The 15,897-nt window shown below is 66.5% G+C and carries 17 protein-coding genes; 8 read left to right on the top strand and 9 right to left on the bottom strand.

All coding sequences use genetic code 11. From position 1 onward, the window contains the following. Positions 1-93: 93 nt before the first annotated feature. The 3 genes from metX (at position 94) to VCJ71_RS07955 (ending at position 2,367) form a co-directional block, all read left to right on the top strand. The gene (metX, locus tag VCJ71_RS07965) at positions 94-1,182 is read left to right on the top strand and encodes a homoserine O-acetyltransferase MetX (RefSeq protein ID WP_324640315.1); all 1,089 of its coding nucleotides are present in this window, start codon (positions 94-96) and stop codon (positions 1,180-1,182) included. Further along, positions 1,179-1,781 (top strand): methionine biosynthesis protein MetW, encoded by a 603-nt coding sequence (gene metW / locus VCJ71_RS07960; protein WP_324640313.1) that lies wholly within the window; start codon positions 1,179-1,181, stop codon positions 1,779-1,781. The genes metX and metW overlap by 4 nt, the downstream gene beginning before the upstream one ends. Before the next feature lie 79 nt (positions 1,782-1,860). Beyond that, a complete protein-coding gene (locus tag VCJ71_RS07955; RefSeq protein WP_324640311.1) occupies positions 1,861-2,367 on the top strand; it encodes a ComEA family DNA-binding protein in 507 nt (168 codons plus the stop codon). A gap of 4 nt (positions 2,368-2,371) precedes the next feature. Here VCJ71_RS07955 and VCJ71_RS07950 read toward each other — a convergent pair whose 3' ends face one another. The 6 genes from VCJ71_RS07950 to VCJ71_RS07925 are packed head-to-tail and all read right to left on the bottom strand — an operon-like array spanning position 2,372 to position 7,363. Beyond that, positions 2,372-2,953, bottom strand: a complete 582-nt coding sequence (locus VCJ71_RS07950) for a protein-methionine-sulfoxide reductase heme-binding subunit MsrQ (protein WP_324640309.1) — start codon at positions 2,951-2,953, stop codon at positions 2,372-2,374. After that, positions 2,950-4,266: a M1 family metallopeptidase gene (locus VCJ71_RS07945; RefSeq protein ID WP_324640307.1), complete on the bottom strand. Its 1,317-nt coding sequence runs from the start codon at positions 4,264-4,266 to the stop codon at positions 2,950-2,952. Before VCJ71_RS07945 ends, VCJ71_RS07950 begins: the two co-directional genes overlap by 4 nt. Beyond that, the gene (gene fghA / locus VCJ71_RS07940) at positions 4,263-5,096 is read right to left on the bottom strand and encodes an S-formylglutathione hydrolase (RefSeq protein ID WP_324640306.1); all 834 of its coding nucleotides are present in this window, start codon (positions 5,094-5,096) and stop codon (positions 4,263-4,265) included. The genes VCJ71_RS07945 and fghA overlap by 4 nt, the downstream gene beginning before the upstream one ends. Positions 5,097-5,105: 9 nt before the next feature. Next, entirely contained in the window at positions 5,106-5,840 is a 735-nt protein-coding gene (locus VCJ71_RS07935; RefSeq protein WP_324640304.1) for a CPBP family glutamic-type intramembrane protease, read from the bottom strand. 13 nt (positions 5,841-5,853) lie between these two features. Then, positions 5,854-6,234, bottom strand: a complete 381-nt coding sequence (locus VCJ71_RS07930) for a VOC family protein (RefSeq protein ID WP_290136131.1) — start codon at positions 6,232-6,234, stop codon at positions 5,854-5,856. 22 nt (positions 6,235-6,256) lie between these two features. After that, positions 6,257-7,363 (bottom strand): S-(hydroxymethyl)glutathione dehydrogenase/class III alcohol dehydrogenase, encoded by a 1,107-nt coding sequence (locus tag VCJ71_RS07925; RefSeq protein WP_324640302.1) that lies wholly within the window; start codon positions 7,361-7,363, stop codon positions 6,257-6,259. Positions 7,364-7,494: 131 nt separating this feature from the next. On the opposite strand from VCJ71_RS07925, the gene VCJ71_RS07920 reads away from it, so the two are divergent. The 5 genes from VCJ71_RS07920 (at position 7,495) to VCJ71_RS07900 (ending at position 12,043) form a co-directional block, all read left to right on the top strand. After that, positions 7,495-7,962, top strand: coding sequence for a hypothetical protein (locus VCJ71_RS07920; protein ID WP_324640300.1), 468 nt, complete (start codon positions 7,495-7,497; stop codon positions 7,960-7,962). Positions 7,963-8,003: 41 nt separating this feature from the next. Further along, the gene (locus VCJ71_RS07915; protein ID WP_324640298.1) at positions 8,004-8,372 is read left to right on the top strand and encodes a hypothetical protein; all 369 of its coding nucleotides are present in this window, start codon (positions 8,004-8,006) and stop codon (positions 8,370-8,372) included. A gap of 92 nt (positions 8,373-8,464) precedes the next feature. Continuing rightward, positions 8,465-9,133 carry a glutathione S-transferase family protein gene (locus tag VCJ71_RS07910; protein ID WP_324640296.1) on the top strand — a complete coding sequence of 223 codons (669 nt, stop codon included), beginning with the start codon at positions 8,465-8,467 and terminating at the stop codon, positions 9,131-9,133. A gap of 81 nt (positions 9,134-9,214) precedes the next feature. Then, a complete protein-coding gene (msrB, locus tag VCJ71_RS07905; protein ID WP_290136126.1) occupies positions 9,215-9,613 on the top strand; it encodes a peptide-methionine (R)-S-oxide reductase MsrB in 399 nt (132 codons plus the stop codon). A gap of 126 nt (positions 9,614-9,739) precedes the next feature. Next, entirely contained in the window at positions 9,740-12,043 is a 2,304-nt protein-coding gene (locus tag VCJ71_RS07900) for a transglycosylase domain-containing protein (protein ID WP_324640293.1), read from the top strand. A gap of 63 nt (positions 12,044-12,106) precedes the next feature. On the opposite strand, the gene VCJ71_RS07895 is transcribed toward VCJ71_RS07900, so the two are convergent. From VCJ71_RS07895 to hflK, 3 genes are all read right to left on the bottom strand, one after another. After that, on the bottom strand, positions 12,107-13,618 hold the full coding sequence (locus VCJ71_RS07895; RefSeq protein WP_324640291.1) for a Do family serine endopeptidase: 1,512 nt from the start codon (positions 13,616-13,618) through the stop codon (positions 12,107-12,109). A gap of 185 nt (positions 13,619-13,803) precedes the next feature. Further along, on the bottom strand, positions 13,804-14,643 hold the full coding sequence (gene hflC / locus VCJ71_RS07890) for a protease modulator HflC (RefSeq protein ID WP_324640290.1): 840 nt from the start codon (positions 14,641-14,643) through the stop codon (positions 13,804-13,806). A 1-nt stretch (position 14,644) separates the two neighbouring features. Beyond that, complete coding sequence (hflK, locus tag VCJ71_RS07885; protein WP_324640288.1) at positions 14,645-15,820, bottom strand: protease modulator HflK; 1,176 nt, start codon at positions 15,818-15,820, stop codon at positions 14,645-14,647. Positions 15,821-15,897 lie beyond the last annotated feature (77 nt).

Genomic DNA, 15,897 nt, shown 5'->3' with positions numbered 1-15,897 from the left:
AGCCCAAATCCTCCCTTCGACAAGCTTGCGTCGCTGGGTTAGGGCAGGCTTTCCTATCGCCCGCCGCACCCGAGCTTTCCTGCCGACCCGCCCGTGACCGCACCGCGCTCCCTCATCCTGCCCCGCCCCCTGCCGCTCGACAGCGGGCAGTCGCTCGGGAATGTCGAGATCGCGTTCGAAACCTATGGCGACCTGAATGCCGCCAGGGACAACGCCATCCTCGTCTGCCACGCGCTGACGGGGGACCAGCATATCGCCAGCCCGCATCCGGTCACCGGCAAGCCCGGCTGGTGGGAGCGGATGGTGGGCGAGGGCAAACCCATCGATACCGCGCGCCACCACGTGATCTGCGCCAACGTGATCGGCAGCTGCATGGGCTCGACCGGCCCCGCCACCGTCGCGGATGACGGCGCGCCCTATGCCATGCGCTTTCCCGTCGTGACTATCCGCGACATGGTCCGCGCGCTCGTCGCCCTGCTCGACGAACTGGGCATCTCTCGGCTCCATGCGGTGGTCGGCGGCAGCATGGGCGGGATGCAGGCGCTGAGCCTGGCGGCGAATTTTCCCGACCGGGCGGCACGCGTGCTCGCCATCGCCACCACCAGCCGCCACAGCGCGCAGAACATCGCCTTCCACGAGCTTGGCCGGCAGGCGATCATGGCCGACCCGGGCTGGAACGGCGGGGACTATTACGGCGCGGCGGAAGGCCCGGAAAAAGGTCTCGCCGTCGCCCGCATGGCGGCGCACATCACCTATCTTTCCGAAGCCGGGCTGACCGACAAGTTCGGCCGCCGGTTGCAGGACCGCGAGGCCAAGGGCTTCAACTTCGATGCCGAATTCCAGGTGGAAAGCTACCTGCGCTACCAGGGCCTTGCCTTCACCGACCGTTTCGATGCCAACGCCTACCTCTACATCACCCGGGCGATGGATTACTTCGACCTGGCCGAGGAAGCGGGCGGCTCGCTGGCGGAGGCTTTCCGCCGCAGCGATGCACGCTTCTGCCTCGTCAGCTTCGACACGGACTGGCTCTATCCCACGTCCGAAAGCCGCCACATCGTCCATGCGCTGAATGCGGTGGCGAAGCCCGTCAGCTTCGTCGAACTGTCCGCGCCCTTCGGCCACGACAGCTTCCTGCTCGACGTGCCGGAATTGGACCGCGTGGTGGAGGGGTTCCTCGGATGACCGCGCTGCGCCCGGATCTTGCGACCATCCTGCGCCGGATCGAGCCGGGCGCGCGGGTGCTCGACATCGGCTGCGGGGACGGGGCGTTGATGGCGGCGTTGACGGCGAAGGACGTCGACGCGCGCGGGATCGAAATCGACGGCGGCTGCGTCGCGTCCTGCGTGGCGCAGGGGCTCAGCGTGGTGCAGGGCGATGCCGACCGCGACCTCACCTTCTATCCCGACGGCGCGTTCGATTACGCCGTGCTCAGCCAGACCTTGCAGACCGCCGCGCGCCCCGACCGCATGATGCAGGAATTGCTGCGCGTCGGGCGGCGGGCCTTCGTCTCCTTCCCCAATTTCGCCTATTGGCGGATGCGCTGGGCGCTGCTGTCGCGCGGCCGGATGCCCGTCACCCGGCATTTGCCCGTCAGCTGGTACGAGACCGACAATATCCACCACGTGACAGTGCGCGATTTCGAATTGCTGGCCGACGCCCTCGGCATCGCGATCGAGCGGCGCTGGTTCTTCACCCGCGACCGCGAAATGCCCGCAGGCGGCGCCAACTGGCGCGCGGAATACGCCCTTTTCGAAGTGAGCGGCGGGCCGCACGCCGATTGATACACGATAATACAAAGCTTTCCCTTCGCATCGCGGCATAAGCTGCTAATGCGATGCTTTCGCAATAAGAGGATTCGTAATGCGCAACACGATTTTCGCCGCCGCTCTCGCCGGCACCGCCCTGTCGCTTTCGGCCTGCGCCGAAGCGCCGGAAGAGACGACCACGGCTGAAGAAACCGCTGCTCCCGATGGCGGTGAAGAAGCGACCGTGGCTGCCGACGCGGTGCTCGACCCCAACACCGCGACTGCCGAGGAGCTGGCGGTGATCGACGGCATGACGCCGGAACTGGCCGAAGCGATCGTGGCGGGCCGTCCCTACGATAGCGCCATGGCATTCAACACGAAGCTGATGGAAACGCTGGACGAAGGCGCCGCCGCAACGGTGCGCGAGCGGGTGTTCGTGCCGATCAACCTCAATTCCGCCAGCGAAGACGAAATCAAGCTCGTCCCCGGCATGACCGACAAGATGGTCCACGAGTTCGAGGAATATCGCCCTTACGAGAACATGGAAGAATTCGACCGCGAAATCGGCAAGTATGTCGACGAGGCCGAAGTCGCCCGTTTCCGCAAGTACGTGACGCTGTAAGCCGTCACCCGCGGCGCGGCTTTCCCCGCCGCTGCAGCACGATCCTGGCCGTCTCGATGGCGGCCAGGACGCCTGCATGGATCCACGCCGTGGTCGGATCGAAGGCCGACCAGATCCAGTGCAGGAACGTGAGGATCGCCGCCGGATAGACCAGCCGGTGGAGCGTCTTCCATTTTCGCTTGAGCGCCCGCATCGATGCGTCGTTGGACGTGATGGCCAGCGGCAGGAACAGCGCCAGCGCCAGCCAGCCCGCGACCAAGTAGGTGTCGGACAGCTCCGCCACCACCTGCGCCAGCGAGCCCTTCTTCCAGAGATAGACCGCCGTATGCCCCGCGGCATAGGCGAAGCTGGCCACGCCGAGGTCGCGCCGGCGGCGGGCCAGCCATGCGGTCCAACGTGCGCGCTTGAACAGCAGCCGCACCGGCGTGACGGCCAGCGTCGCCATCAGCAGCCACGCCGCCCAGTCCCCGCTGTCCGCAATCGCATGGCCATAGCCATAGGCATCGGGCGTGAACCCCCACGGCCCGAGCATCCACGCGCCCGGCAGGGCGAGGACAAGCCACAAGAGCCAGCGTCCGGCTGTCACGAAGCCTCCGGCTCGCCGTAAACCCACTCGGCGAACAGGGGCGAAAGGTCGCGTCCGCTCGCCGCTTCCATGGCCCCTTGCAAATCCGCGCTCACGACCGTGCCGCCGGCGTGCGGCGCCGTGTAGGCGCGCACACCCTGCCAGAAAACATCGTCGCCCAGCTCTGCGCGCAAGGTGGCGAGGAACAGCGCGCCTTTGGAATATTGCACTGCCCGGCGATAGGCGAGGGAGGGGTAGTCGCCCGTCCATGTCAGCGGCTTGTCCCACCCGCGCTCCGCCAGCTGGGCACGGCGGGCGCGCAGAGTCTCGCTCTCGGCGTCATAGGCTTCGCGCCCGAACCGGTGCTCCTTCCACGCCGCGACCATGAATGTGGCGAAACCTTCGTTCAGCCAGAAATCGCGCCAGCTTTCGCTGGTGACGGAGTTGCCCCACCATTCATGCGCCAGCTCGTGCGCGACGACCCATGCCGATTGCGGATCGTTTTCTTCCCGCGCCAGCCATTCGGCGCCGATGGCGGAAAAGCCTGCGCTTTCCTGCGCCGCGGTACCGGGGACGAGCAGCTGGGTGTACGACCCCGTCGGCAGGTCGAAGCCGGCCTTGTCCGCAAAGAACGCCGCCATCGCGGCCGTCGTTTCCACGTGGCCCGGCGGCACCGCGACGCCGGGTTCCGCCGTGAAGACGCGGATCGCGGGATCCTCGCTCGCGCCGGTGAAATTGCCCGCCGCGAAGGCGAAGAGATAGGTGGACATCGGCGTGGCGCTGGACCATGTCACCCGGTCCCGCCACCCGTCCAGCGGTGTTGTCAGGACGAGCTTTCCGGGCCCCAGCGTGGCGGTGCCCTGCGGGACGACCATTTCCAGCACGAAGGGAGCCTTGGCCCCCGGGCGGTCCTGCAGGCAGACCATCCAGTCGCAGGCGAAATAGCCGGTGTACATCCCGCCTTCGACCAGCGTGGTCCCGCGCTTGGGAGTGCCGGAATATTCGAACTTCAGGAGCAGCGAGGTCCCTGCTGCTAGCGGCTCGTCCGGGATGAAGGCGATCCCATCGTCGGAGCTTGTCGCCGCGATCGGGCGGCCGTCGATCGTCGCCGCGCTTATCGTAAGCGCATTGGGCGAAAATTCGAGTCGGTCCAGCCCGTCCTCGGTGACCTCCAGCATGATACCCTGGCGCGCGGCGACCGAGCCGGTGGCGAGGTCGGGCTCCAGCTCAACCCGGTACCATTCGACGACGAAACCGTCGCCCGGATCGGCATGGGCGGGCGTCGCCAGCGCGAGGCCCAGTGCCGCGGCGGCGAGCGCCCTTGCGCGGGTCATGCCAGCCGCTGCGCGTGCCACGCGACGTGATCGGCCAAGAAGGTGGAGATGAAGTAATAGGAGTGGTCGTATCCTTCCTGCAGGCGGATTTCGGCGTCGATGCCCGCGTTCTCGCAGGCCGCTGCCAGCCGGTGGGTCTGCAGTTGTTCGACGAGGAAGTCGTCCGCCGTGCCCTGGTCAACCAGCAAGTGTTCCATCCGCGCGCCGTCTTCGATCAGGGCGACGGCATCGTATTCGCGCCACGCCTTGCGGTCGTCCACCAGGTAGCGGCCCAGCGCCTTGTGGCCCCACGGCACTTCGCCGGGCGCGACGATGGGGCTGAAGGCGCTGCAACTGCGGAAGAGCCCCGGGTTGCGCAGCGCAATGGTCAGCGCGCCGTGACCGCCCATCGAGTGGCCGGTGATCGACTGTCGCGCCAGATCGACCGGGAACTCGGCACCGACGAGGGCGGGCAATTCCTCCTCGATATAGGTCCGCATGCGGTAATGTTTGGCCCACGGCTCTTGCGTTGCATCGACATAGAAGCCCGCGCCCTTGCCGAAATCGTATTCGTCTTCCGCGTCGGGCACCGCATCCCCGCGCGGGCTGGTGTCGGGCGCGACGAAGACGATTCCGTGCTTCGCACAAGCCGCGCGGTACTCGCCCTTCTCGGTGACGTTGGCGTGGGTGCAGGTGAGGCCGGAGAGATACCACAGCACCGGCAGCTTCGCGCCTTCGGCATGGTCCGGCACGAAGACGGAAAAGGTCATGTCCGTGCCCGTCGCTTTCGACCGGTGGGAATAGACGCCTTGCGTGCCGCCGTGGCTGCGGGTGGTCGATACGGTTTCCATGGGCAGGTCCTAGAGGATGCGAACGAGCAGGCCGACGAGATTGTGGCCGATGATGGGGAAGAGCAGGCTGCCGCTGCGATAGCGCATGTCCGCCAGGATCGCGCCGATCAGTCCGACGTAGAACAGCGAGAATGCGTCGAAGGATATCAGGCCGCCGGGCCGCAGCGCAAAGGCGTGGCCACAGGCCATGGCAATGACGCCCATCGCGAGGCCCCAGCCAAGGTACTTGCGCGCGTTCTCCATCTGGGCGGACAGGCCGAGCGCGAATATGGCGGGCAGGACGGCGCGGTACATCAGTTCCTCCTCCAGCCCAGGCACGGTGAGGTGGTAGGCAACCGCGCCCGCGTCGATCCCGGCCGGGTTCCAGCCGATGCCGCCGGGCAGGGCGGATATGGCGACGAGGACGCCGAGGCCGAGGATGGAGGCAGGCAACGAGCCGGGCGCCTGCCGCAGCGTCAGGCCCAGCGCCTCGCGCTCGAACACCGGGCCGGAATTCACCCACTTGCCGATCGCGACCAGTGACACGGCGAGCGCCGACAGGCGGCTGAGCCACCGCTGCTCCGCCGGCATATCGAGATATGCGGCGGGCAGGGTGAGATAGCTCAGCAGGCCATATACGGCATAAAGACCCGCGCCGACCAGCAGCCAGCGCCAGCGCAGCGTCGCCTTGCCGGCGGCGGACAGCGCCACCGCCAGCAACAGCGCCGGCACCGTCCACGCGGCCACGGCAAGCGCGAAATTCACGGCTGGCGTGCGATCAGCCGGGGCGATGCATCGCGCAGATCTTGTTCCCGGCGGGATCGCGCAGGTAAGCCAAGTACAGCTTCATGCCGGCCCCTTCGCGCAGGCCCGGCGGATCCTCGATCTCGGTGCCGCCATTGGCCTTGCCCGCTTCGTGCCAGGCATCGGCCATTTCCTCGCTCGAGGCGGCGAAGCCGATGGTCGAGCCGTTGCCGCAGCTCGCCGGCTGCCCGTCGATCGGCTTGGTCAGCAGGAAGATGCCGCCATTGTGCATGTAGATGACGCGGCCCTTGGGATCGACCTGCCCCTCGCGCCCGCCAAGCGCCTTGAAGCACGCATCGTAGAATTTCTTGGACGCCTCGATATCGTCGGCGCCCAGCATGACGTGGCTAAACATTCTCGTCTCTCCTTGGTGAAATTCAGTAAACCACCACCGCGCGGATGCTTTCGCCCGCGTGCATCAGGTCGAAGCCCTTGTTGATCTCGTCGAGCGAGAGGCGGTGGGTGATCATCGGGTCGATGGCGATCTTGCCGTTCATGTACCAGTCGACGATCTTGGGCACGTCGGTGCGGCCTTTGGCGCCGCCGAAGGCGGTGCCGCGCCAGTTGCGGCCCGTCACCAGCTGGAAGGGACGCGTCTCGATGGTCTTGCCCGCTTCCGCCACGCCGATGATGATGCTGGTCCCCCATCCCTTGTGGCAGCATTCCAGCGCCTGGCGCATCACGTCGGTGTTGCCGGTGCAGTCGAAGCTGTAGTCCGCCCCGCCGTCGAGCAGCTCGACGAGGTGCGCGACTACGTCGGACGTCTCTTTCGGATTGACGAAGTCGGTCATGCCGAACTTCTCGCCCCATTCCTTCTTCGACGGGTTGATGTCGACGCCCACGATGCGGTCCGCGCCCGCCATTTTCGCGCCCTGGATCACGTTCAGCCCGATCCCGCCGAGGCCGAAAACCACCACGGTGTCGCCCGGCTGCACCTTGGCAGTGTTGGTCACCGCGCCCACGCCCGTCGTCACGCCGCAGCCGACGTAGCAGGTCGTGTCGAACGGTGCGTCCGCGCGGATCTTGGCGACGGCGATTTCGGGCAGCACGGTGAAGTTCGAAAACGTCGAGCAGCCCATGTAGTGGTAGATCGTCTCGCCCTTGTAGGAAAAGCGGCTGGTGCCGTCCGGCATGAGGCCCTTGCCCTGCGTTTCGCGGATCGCGCTGCACAGGTTGGTCTTGCCCGACAGGCACATTTTGCACTGGCGGCACTCCGGCGTGTAGAGCGGGATGACGTGGTCGCCCGGCTTCACGCTGGTGACGCCCGCGCCCACTTCGCGCACCACGCCGCAGCCTTCGTGGCCCAGGATGCTGGGAAATAGGCCTTCGCTGTCCAGCCCGTCGAGCGTGTAGGCATCGGTGTGGCAAATGCCGGTCGCCATGATTTCCACCAGCACCTCGCCCGCCTTGGGCCCTTCGAGGTCCAGCTCGACGATTTCGAGCGGCTGCTTGGGGGCGAAGGCGACGGCGGCTCTGGTCTTCATGGGCGAAATTCTCCTTTGCCGGTGGGCTAGGCGCAAGCGCGCGGCGCGGCAACAGGCAAGAAACGCAAGGGCAGCGTTCACCGCAGCTTCAAGCGCATCGTGGCAGGTAGTGTGCACGGAGGAGACCCCACATGCGCCGTTCCCGTATTTCCGCGCCTGCAATGCTGGCCGCTACCGCCACTGGCGCGCTGTTCGCCGCCCAGCCTGCCGCTGCGCAGGACGCCGAGGCCGCAGCGCCGCTCGCTGCCGAGGAGAACATCGCAGAGGTTGTCGAAGGCCTGCGCGATCCCGCCATGCAGCAGCTCGCCATCGGTGTTCTCGGCGCGATGATCGAAGGGCTGATGGACATGCCGGCCGCGCCGCTGATCGAGGCGGTCGACCGCGCCGACGGCACGCTGGACGAGCCCGTAGATCCCGACACCACGCTGGCGGACCTCGCCGGACCCGATGCCGCGGAAATCCCTGCGCGCCTGTCCGAAGACCTGCCGGCCGCGATGGAAACGGCTGCCGACATGAGCGAAAGCCTCACCGCGATGCTGCCCGTCCTGCGCCAGATGGCGGAGCGGCTGGCCGAAGTCGGCGAAGCCGCCCGCCGCTAGGCCGTAAACTCTCCTTCACCCTTTTCCCCTAGGACCGCTGCATGTTCAGAACGCTCGCATTCGCCCTCCCGCTCGCTTTGGCTCCGCTCCCTGCGGCGGCGCAGGATTTTTCGCTGACCACGGACGAAGCGGACAACCTGCGCTGTGCGGTCGTGTTCGCGCTCACCGCCGGGTTCAATCAGGCCGGGCTCGAAGGCTTCGAGCAATACGGCGACATCGACGCGCGTGGCGAAGAATACTTCGTGGAAACGATGGTGAGCATCTCCGAGGCGCACGACATCGAAGGCCCGGCCCTGATGCCGCTGGTCGAAGAACAGGTCGGCGAATTGATGGAAGATCCCGACACGGTCGCGGCGATGATCCCCGAATGCCTTTACCTGCTCGAAGATTTCGAGGCACGCGGGATCTGACATCGGGTCGGGCGCCGCGAATAGCGCTGCCACCAATTCTTTCGTCCAAGCCGCTTTATCTGCGTGGCTGCTGGCGGTAACGGGGTTGCTTCATGTGGCAGCTCCATTCCTTTCCCCTGTGCCCCTTCAGCCGCAAGGTGCGCCTCGCGCTCAGCGAGAAGGGCGTCACCTATGAAATCTGGCGGGAGCATCCGTGGGAAGGGCGCGACGCGTTCCTCGCCCTCAACCCCGCCGGCCGCACGCCGGTGCTGCGGCACAAGGGCAAGGACATCACGCTGATCGACAGCCAGGCGATCTGCGAATTCCTCGACGATGCGGTGGAACGCAGCCCGCTGATTCCCGGCAACGCCATCCGCCGCGCGGAAATCCGCCGGCTGGTCGCGCTGTTCGACGGCAATTTCTACGAAGACGTCACCGGGCCGCTGTTGGTCGAGAAGATGAAGAAGCGCATCGTCGCCAAGGCCCCGCCGGATTCGCGCACCTTGCGCGAGGTGATGCGGCTGGCGGCGCAGCACCTCGAATATATCGACTGGCTGGTGGACAGCCGCCGCTGGCTCGGCGGCAGCCGCATCAGCCTGGCCGACTTTGCCGCCGCCTCCCACATCTCGGTCGCCGATTACCTCGGCGGGATCGACTGGGACGGGCACGAGGAAGCGCTCGGCTGGTACCGCGTGATGAAGAGCCGGCCGAGCTTCCGGCCGCTCTTGGCCGAACACATGGAAGGCATTCATCCGCCGGCACATTACGCGCAGGTCGACTGACCCGCCATCCGCTGGCGCACGCGGGCGGGAACCGGGGCGCTTCGCCAGCGCTTCTGTCAGGCACAGCCGGAGATACCTTACATGCCCGATAACAAGCTCGACATATCCGAAGCCGAATGGCGCGAACGGCTGACGCCCGAACAGTACCACGTCCTGCGCGAAGGCGGGACCGAACGGGCCTTCACCGGCGCGCTCGACAAGAACAAGGAGCCGGGCGAGTACCTGTGCGCCGCCTGCGGGCAGAAACTGTTCGAAAGCGAAGCGAAATACGACAGCGGATCGGGCTGGCCGAGTTTCTTCCAGCCGACCGCCGTCGATGCGGTGGACGAGGAACGCGATACCTCCCACGGCATGATCCGGACCGAGGTGAAATGCTCCAACTGCGGCAGCCACCTGGGCCACCTGTTCCCCGACGGTCCGCGCCCGACCGGCATGCGCTATTGCATCAATTCCGCCGCGCTGGAGTTCGACGCGGAGTAAGCACGCGCCCCAGGGTCCTGACCCTAGTTGTTCACACCTTGTTACGACAGTCCTATGCAGGTGCGGCGGCGCGGTATAGCTAGGGCCGACCAACTTCGGGGTGACGGGTAACTTGACGGGTATCTCATGGCACGCAAGCGGAGCGTAGGCTCCAGGGCCAGGCCACAGGACAAGGTCCGCGCCGAGGCGCGCGAGCAAGCCGCGCGCCGTCCGCACAAGCCTTCGCGCCGCAAGGCCGAACCGAAGGAACGCGGCCCTGTCTGGAAATGGACCCGCCGGTTCCTGATCGGCGGGACGTTCGCGGCGCTGCTCGGCGCGCTGGCGCTGGGGCTCGCCGTGTTCTTCGCCGCGCGCAACCTTCCGAGCTTTACCACTCTAAAAGCCTCACAGGCCGGGCAGACCATCGTTGTGCGGGCGAAAGACGGCACGGAAATGGTCGAGCTGGGGCCGAGTTACGGCCAGTGGCTGCGTTCCGACGAAATACCCGAGGTGATGAAGACCGCGATGATCTCGGTCGAGGACCGGCGTTTCTACAGTCACTTCGGCGTCGACCCGCTGGGGCTCGGCCGCGCGGTCTACAATGCCTTTCGCGACGACAAGCGGGTGGGCGCTACCTCGACCATCACCCAGCAACTGGCCCGCAATGTCTTCCTCAACAACAACCGCACGCTCGACCGCAAGCTGCGCGAAGGCATCCTGGCGCTGGCGCTGGAAAGCAAGTTTTCCAAGGAACAGCTGCTCGAGCTCTATCTCAACAAGGTCTATTTCGGCGGCGGCGCCTACGGCATCGACAGCGCCAGCCGGAAATTCTTCAGCCATTCCGCCCGCGACCTGACGCTGGGCGAGGCGGCGATCATCGCCGGGCTGGTGAAGGCACCCAGCCGCTATGCGCCCACCGCCGATATCAACGCCGCCGTGAGCCGCGCCAACGTGGTCATCATGCAGATGCGCAAATACGGCGGCCTCTCGCCTAGCGAGGCGGCGCAGGTCGACGTGTCTTCGGTGAACATCAAGAAGGACACCAACCAGAATTCGGTGCGCTATTTCACCGACTGGGTCCTGCCGCAGCTCGACCTCTACCTGCCCGACACGCGCGAGCCGATCGAGGTCTACACCACGCTCGACCTCGGCATGCAGCGCGCGGCGACGGCGGCGATCAAGGACAACGTGCCGTCGGGTGCGCAAGGCGCGCTGGTGGGGCTGGACCGCGACGGGGCGATCCTCGCCATGGTCGGCGGCACCGATTACGTCACCAGCAATTACAACCGCGCCACCAAGGCGGTGCGCCAGCCCGGATCTTCGTGGAAGCTGTTCGTCTATCTCGCGGCGCTCGAAGCGGGCTTCGTGCCCGACGATATCGTGACCGACGAAAAGGTGACGATCGACGACTGGACGCCGCGCAATTCGGGTGGCGGCTATGCCGGCGACATGACGATGCGCACCGCCTTCGCCCTGTCGCGCAACACGGTGGCGGCGCAGCTGGGGAACGAGGTCGGCTTTACCAGCGTGGCGGGCATGGCGCGGCGGTTCGGCATCACGACGCCGATCTCCACCTATCCTTCCATGGTGCTGGGCTCGAACGAGGTGCGCCTGATCGACATGGCGCGCGCCTTTGCCAGCGTCTCCGCCCGCGGGCGCTCGATCGAGCCGTACGGCATCGTCAAGGTGACCGGGCAGAACGGCAACCTGCTCTACCAGCACAGCAAGCCGCGTACCTACCAGCTGGTGCCCGACCACGTGGCCGCGGGCATGCTCGACCTGCTGCAGGCGGCGGTGCAGACGGGCACGGGCCGTGCGGCGCAGATCGGCCGGCCGGTCGCGGGCAAGACCGGCACCACCAGTTCCAACAAGGACGGATATTTCGCGGGCTTTTCCAGCGGGATCACGGCGGCGGTGTGGATGGGCCGCGACGATGCGAAGCGCGTCAGCGGCCTGCAGGGCGGCACCGCGCCCGCGTCCGCCTTTGCCGCCTTCATGCGCTATGCCGTGAAGGACCGCCCGATCGAGGAATTCGATACGGACCTCGACCTGCCGGAATGGCAGCTGGAGCCCGACGAGCAGGACCTCCAGTACACCGAGCCGGAGGATTACTATTTCATCGACGAGCAGGGGAATTTGATCGAGCCCGACCGCAACAGCCCGCGCGGGAACGGCAACCTCGTCGACCCGGACGGGAATCCGATTCAGCCTGGCGTGGGTTCCGGCGGCGGTCAGCCGATGCCGACGGGGCGCCCGGCGCCGCCTGCAGCGGACGACGATTTCCTCGACCGGGCCACGGGCAACAACCAGCGCGTGCCCACCCGCCAGCCGGACGTGCGCAGGCCCGCCCCTGCGCGAACACCGCCGCCGCCGCAGCCCCTGCCGCCGCCCGACCAGGGCGCGGCGGTCGCTCCGCGGGAAGTGCGGATCATCACCGGACGCAGCGATTAGCCACAGGAAAACGGCGCGGAAGCCATCGCCCCCGCGCCGTTTCCGTCTGTCCGGAATGTCGGCCTAGCGCAGGCGGACCGGCACGTAGGCGGGGTTCTGGCCGATCGGCTGGATGCGCAGCAGCAGCGCCGGGCGATCCCGCTCCTTGGCTTCGGCAATGACCTCTTCCAGCTGTTCGACGGTCGTCACCGGCTGGTAGTTGGCAGTCAGGATCACGAAGCCGCGGCGCAGGCCCTTGGTGGCCGCGTCGGACGAAGGGTCGATCGCGTTGATGACCAGCCCTTCAGTGCCCGCATCCACGCGCAGGCGGCGCGCCAGGTCGGGCGTAAGCGGGAAGACCTGAAGGCCAAGCGCCTCTTCGACCGTGGCGCTGCCTTCGCCCATGCCGGGCATCGGCTGATCGCTTTCGGGGTCGAAATTCTGCTGCTGCAGTTCCTGCTCGCTCGGCCGCTGGCCCACGGTCACGTTGACGGTGCGCTCCCGCCCGTCGCGGAAGATCGTGAGCGGGATGCGCGTGCCCGGTGCGATATTTGCGACGAGGAAGGACAGCGTCTGTTCGCGCGTCACTTCCCGGTTGTTCACTTCCAGCACGATGTCGCCTTCGCGCAGGCCCGCGGCCGCAGCCGGCTGGCCAGGGGTCAAGCTCTGGACGATCTCGCCGCGGTCCGCCGGGATGCCGAGCGCGGCCGCCGTATCCTCGTCCACCGGACGGATGCCGATACCGAGGAAGCCGCGTTCGACCGAACGGCCGGCCATCAGCGTTTCCACGATAGGCTGCGCGGTTTCAGCCGGTATGGCGAAGCCGATGCCGACATTGCCGCCGGACGGCGAGAGGATATTGCTATTGATGCCGATCACGTTGCCGCTCATGTCGAACAGCGGCCCGCCGGAATTACCCGAATTGATGCTGGCATCGGTCTGGATGTAGCGGTCGTAAGCGCCCCCGCCGGCGGTGCGCAGGACGGCGGAGATGATGCCGCTCGTCACGGTACCGCCCAGTCCGAAGGGGTTGCCGATGGCAATCACCCAGTCGCCCGCCCTCGCATTTGCCGAATCGCCGAATTCAACGAAGGGGAAGTCCTCTCGCCGCGAGATCTTGAGCACGGCAAGGTCGCTCGCCGGGTCGGCGCCGACCAGTTCCGCTTCGTATTCGGTGCCATCGGCCAGGCGCACCGTGATCTCGTCCACGGTGGCGTTGCGGCTACCGGGAGCGATGACGTGATTGTTGGTCACGATGTAGCCATCGGCGCTGATCAGGAAGCCGGAACCCAATGACTGGCCTTCGCGGCGGACCGGGCCGTTGTTGCCGAAGCGGCGCGCCATGGGCGTGCCCGCGAACGGGTTCTGAACCTCCACGCTCTGGCGCGTGAAGATGTTGACGACCGCCGGCTGCAACTGTTCGGTGAGATCGGCGAAGCTGGCCGGCGCGCCCGCGCGCGGGACTACGCTGCTCATCCGGGAATCGTCGTTCTGCGCGACCTGCGCGCCCGCAGGCACCCCGGTCAGCAGCGATACGGTCGCCCCGCTCAGCAGCAGGGCAGTGGTGATGGAATAGGCATAGCGCACGGGCTTCACGTCCTTGTCGTTCCTTGTCTCTCCCGCCCGGCGCTGGCGCGCAGGCGTATATTCATGCCCCTCGTGGCCAGCGCTTTCGCAAAGCGCAGCCGAACGGCGGCTTAACGTCGAGGTAGGTACGCAAGTCCGCGCTGCAAGGACGCATCTGCCCTTCCGCGCGCGTGAGGCCGCCGGCAGCCCCGGCCTTACTGGCCGGGGTTGCGGAAGCGGTTCAGGTATTCGTTGTCGGGCGACAGGATGATGCTGCTTTCGCCCTTGTTGCCTTCGCCGCGGAAGGTCTGGTCGTAGCTCTGCATGGCCCGGTAGAAATCGTAGAAGCCGGGGTCCTTGCCGAAAGCCTCGGCATAGATGCTCGCGGCTTCGGCATCGGCTTCGGCGCGGATGATGCGGGCATCGCGGTCGCCCTCGGCACGGATTTCCTGCGCCTCGCGCTGGCGGTCGGAACGCATGCGTTCGAACGCAGCCTGCAGGGGGTCGCCCTCGGGCAAGTCGGTGCGCTTGATCTGCACGTCGATCACTTCGGCGCCATATTGCCGCGCCTGCCGGTCGAGATTGGCGCGCACGTTGGCAAGCGCGCTGCCGCGTTCGGCGGTCAGCATGGCCTGGAACGTGCGCCGGCCCAGTTCCTGCCGCAGCACGGAGTTCAGGATCGGTTCGAGCGCGGTCCGCACGCCGTCTTCGTTGCCGGCGCGTTCGACCATCCGGACCGGATTGACGATGCGGAAACGGGCGTAGGCGTTGACGACCAGGCGCTGCTGGTCGCTCGACAAAACTTCCTGGTCTGTCATGTCGAGGTCGAGGATCCGCTTCTCGACCAGTTCGACCTGGTCGACGATCGGGAACTTCAGCTTGAGGCCGGCACCCGTGGTGCCGCCCGCGGTGTTGTAAGTTTCGACCGGCTCACCCGTCCGGATGATGACCGCCTGCTTCTCTTCCGGGACGATGAAGGCGCTCATCGCGAAGAGGACGAGCAGCGCGATCACGGCGATCACGGACAGCTTGTGGTTGGTCCAGAGCTTTTCCATCTTACTGGCCCCCCGTTGCCGGCGCGGCCGGCGTTGCGGCCTGCCCTTCCTGCGCGCGGCGGCGCACTTCCGGCAGCGGCAGGTACGGTGTCACGCCGCGCGGTTCCACGATGGTCTTGTCCGTGTTCGACAGCACTTTTTCCATGGTCTCGTAATACAGGCGGCGGCGGGTCACTTCGGGGGCGAGCCGGTACTGTTCGTAGACCTTGTTGAAGGCTTCCGATTCACCTTCCGCCAGGCTGAGCACCTGCTGCGCATAGCCGCGCGAACGGTTGCGGGCCGCATCGGCGTTCTGTTCTGCAACAGAGACGTCGCGGAAGGCATCGTTGACCTCGGCCGGCGGGTCGGACTTGTCGATTTCCACGCCCAGCACCCGGATACCGGCCTGGTAACCGTCCAGCACACGCTGCATGCGTTCGCGCACGGCGAGCTCGATTTCGGCACGCCCCTGGCCCGAGAAAGTCTGGTCGAGGGTCTTTTCCGCCACCGATGCGCGCATCGCCGCTTCGGCCACTTCGGTCACCGTTTCTTGTGGCTCGACCAAGCGGAATTTGTAGTTTTCGAGATCCTTGATGTTCCAGCGGACGATATAGGTCAGGTCGACCAGGTTCTGGTCGCCGGTCAGGATCAGCTTCTGCTGCTGGCCGTCTGTCGGGATCCTGACCCCGACAACCGTCTGGACGGGGACGATTTCGACCGTCTCGATGGGTGCGGGCAGGGTAATGTGGAGGCCCGGGTCGAGAGTGCGGGAATAGCTACCCAGCGTTTTCACGACGGCCTGTTCCTTCGGGCCGACCTGGTGGAACATCGTCACGACCAGGAACAGGGCGACGAACAGCACCACGATGACCGGCACCCAGCTCTTGCCGCCGGGGCGCTGGGGCATGCGGAAGTTGGGGCCGCTGGGGCCGCCGCCGCCGCTGCGGCGCGGGCCTTCGGGGCCGCGATTCTTGAAGATATCCTCGATGGAGGCGGACCGGCGCTTCCTGCCGTCGTCGCCGCCGCCGCCACCGGGAAGCCAGGGATTGCGCGGGCCATCACCGCCGGATCCACCACCGGAGCCGGACGGCTTTTCGCCGTCGCCGTCTCCGCCAGAACCGCTGCTGCCCCCCCAGGGATTGCGTTTACCTGCCATGGCGAGCGCAATGCGCCCGAAGAACCCACCCGATTTTGTCATGCCATTCTTATAGGGTCGATTTCTGGCGATAACAGGGGTTGCGGCGCAAAATTGCGTAGGAATGGGCGGGAAGATTG

It is taken from the genome of Pseudoblastomonas aquimaris (genome assembly GCF_035481675.1).
Classification (GTDB): domain Bacteria; phylum Pseudomonadota; class Alphaproteobacteria; order Sphingomonadales; family Sphingomonadaceae; genus Alteriqipengyuania_B.
The sequence above is the reverse complement of the archived record's forward strand: the minus strand, read 5'-3'. Positions and strand labels throughout refer to the sequence as shown.

What these genes read in the sequence shown, in the direction of transcription:
- metW (WP_324640313.1), top strand. Translation starts at nt 1,179, where the DNA reads ATGACCGCGCTGCGCCCGGATCTTGCGACCATCCTGCGCCGGATCGAG.
- VCJ71_RS07900 (WP_324640293.1), top strand. Translation starts at nt 9,740, where the DNA reads ATGGCACGCAAGCGGAGCGTAGGCTCCAGGGCCAGGCCACAGGACAAG.
- VCJ71_RS07915 (WP_324640298.1), top strand. Translation starts at nt 8,004, where the DNA reads ATGTTCAGAACGCTCGCATTCGCCCTCCCGCTCGCTTTGGCTCCGCTC.
- VCJ71_RS07930 (WP_290136131.1), bottom strand. Translation starts at nt 6,234, where the DNA reads ATGTTTAGCCACGTCATGCTGGGCGCCGACGATATCGAGGCGTCCAAG.
- VCJ71_RS07920 (WP_324640300.1), top strand. Translation starts at nt 7,495, where the DNA reads ATGCGCCGTTCCCGTATTTCCGCGCCTGCAATGCTGGCCGCTACCGCC.
- hflC (WP_324640290.1), bottom strand. Translation starts at nt 14,643, where the DNA reads ATGGAAAAGCTCTGGACCAACCACAAGCTGTCCGTGATCGCCGTGATC.
- msrB (WP_290136126.1), top strand. Translation starts at nt 9,215, where the DNA reads ATGCCCGATAACAAGCTCGACATATCCGAAGCCGAATGGCGCGAACGG.
- VCJ71_RS07925 (WP_324640302.1), bottom strand. Translation starts at nt 7,363, where the DNA reads ATGAAGACCAGAGCCGCCGTCGCCTTCGCCCCCAAGCAGCCGCTCGAA.
- hflK (WP_324640288.1), bottom strand. Translation starts at nt 15,820, where the DNA reads ATGACAAAATCGGGTGGGTTCTTCGGGCGCATTGCGCTCGCCATGGCA.
- fghA (WP_324640306.1), bottom strand. Translation starts at nt 5,096, where the DNA reads ATGGAAACCGTATCGACCACCCGCAGCCACGGCGGCACGCAAGGCGTC.
- VCJ71_RS07910 (WP_324640296.1), top strand. Translation starts at nt 8,465, where the DNA reads ATGTGGCAGCTCCATTCCTTTCCCCTGTGCCCCTTCAGCCGCAAGGTG.
- VCJ71_RS07955 (WP_324640311.1), top strand. Translation starts at nt 1,861, where the DNA reads ATGCGCAACACGATTTTCGCCGCCGCTCTCGCCGGCACCGCCCTGTCG.
- VCJ71_RS07945 (WP_324640307.1), bottom strand. Translation starts at nt 4,266, where the DNA reads ATGACCCGCGCAAGGGCGCTCGCCGCCGCGGCACTGGGCCTCGCGCTG.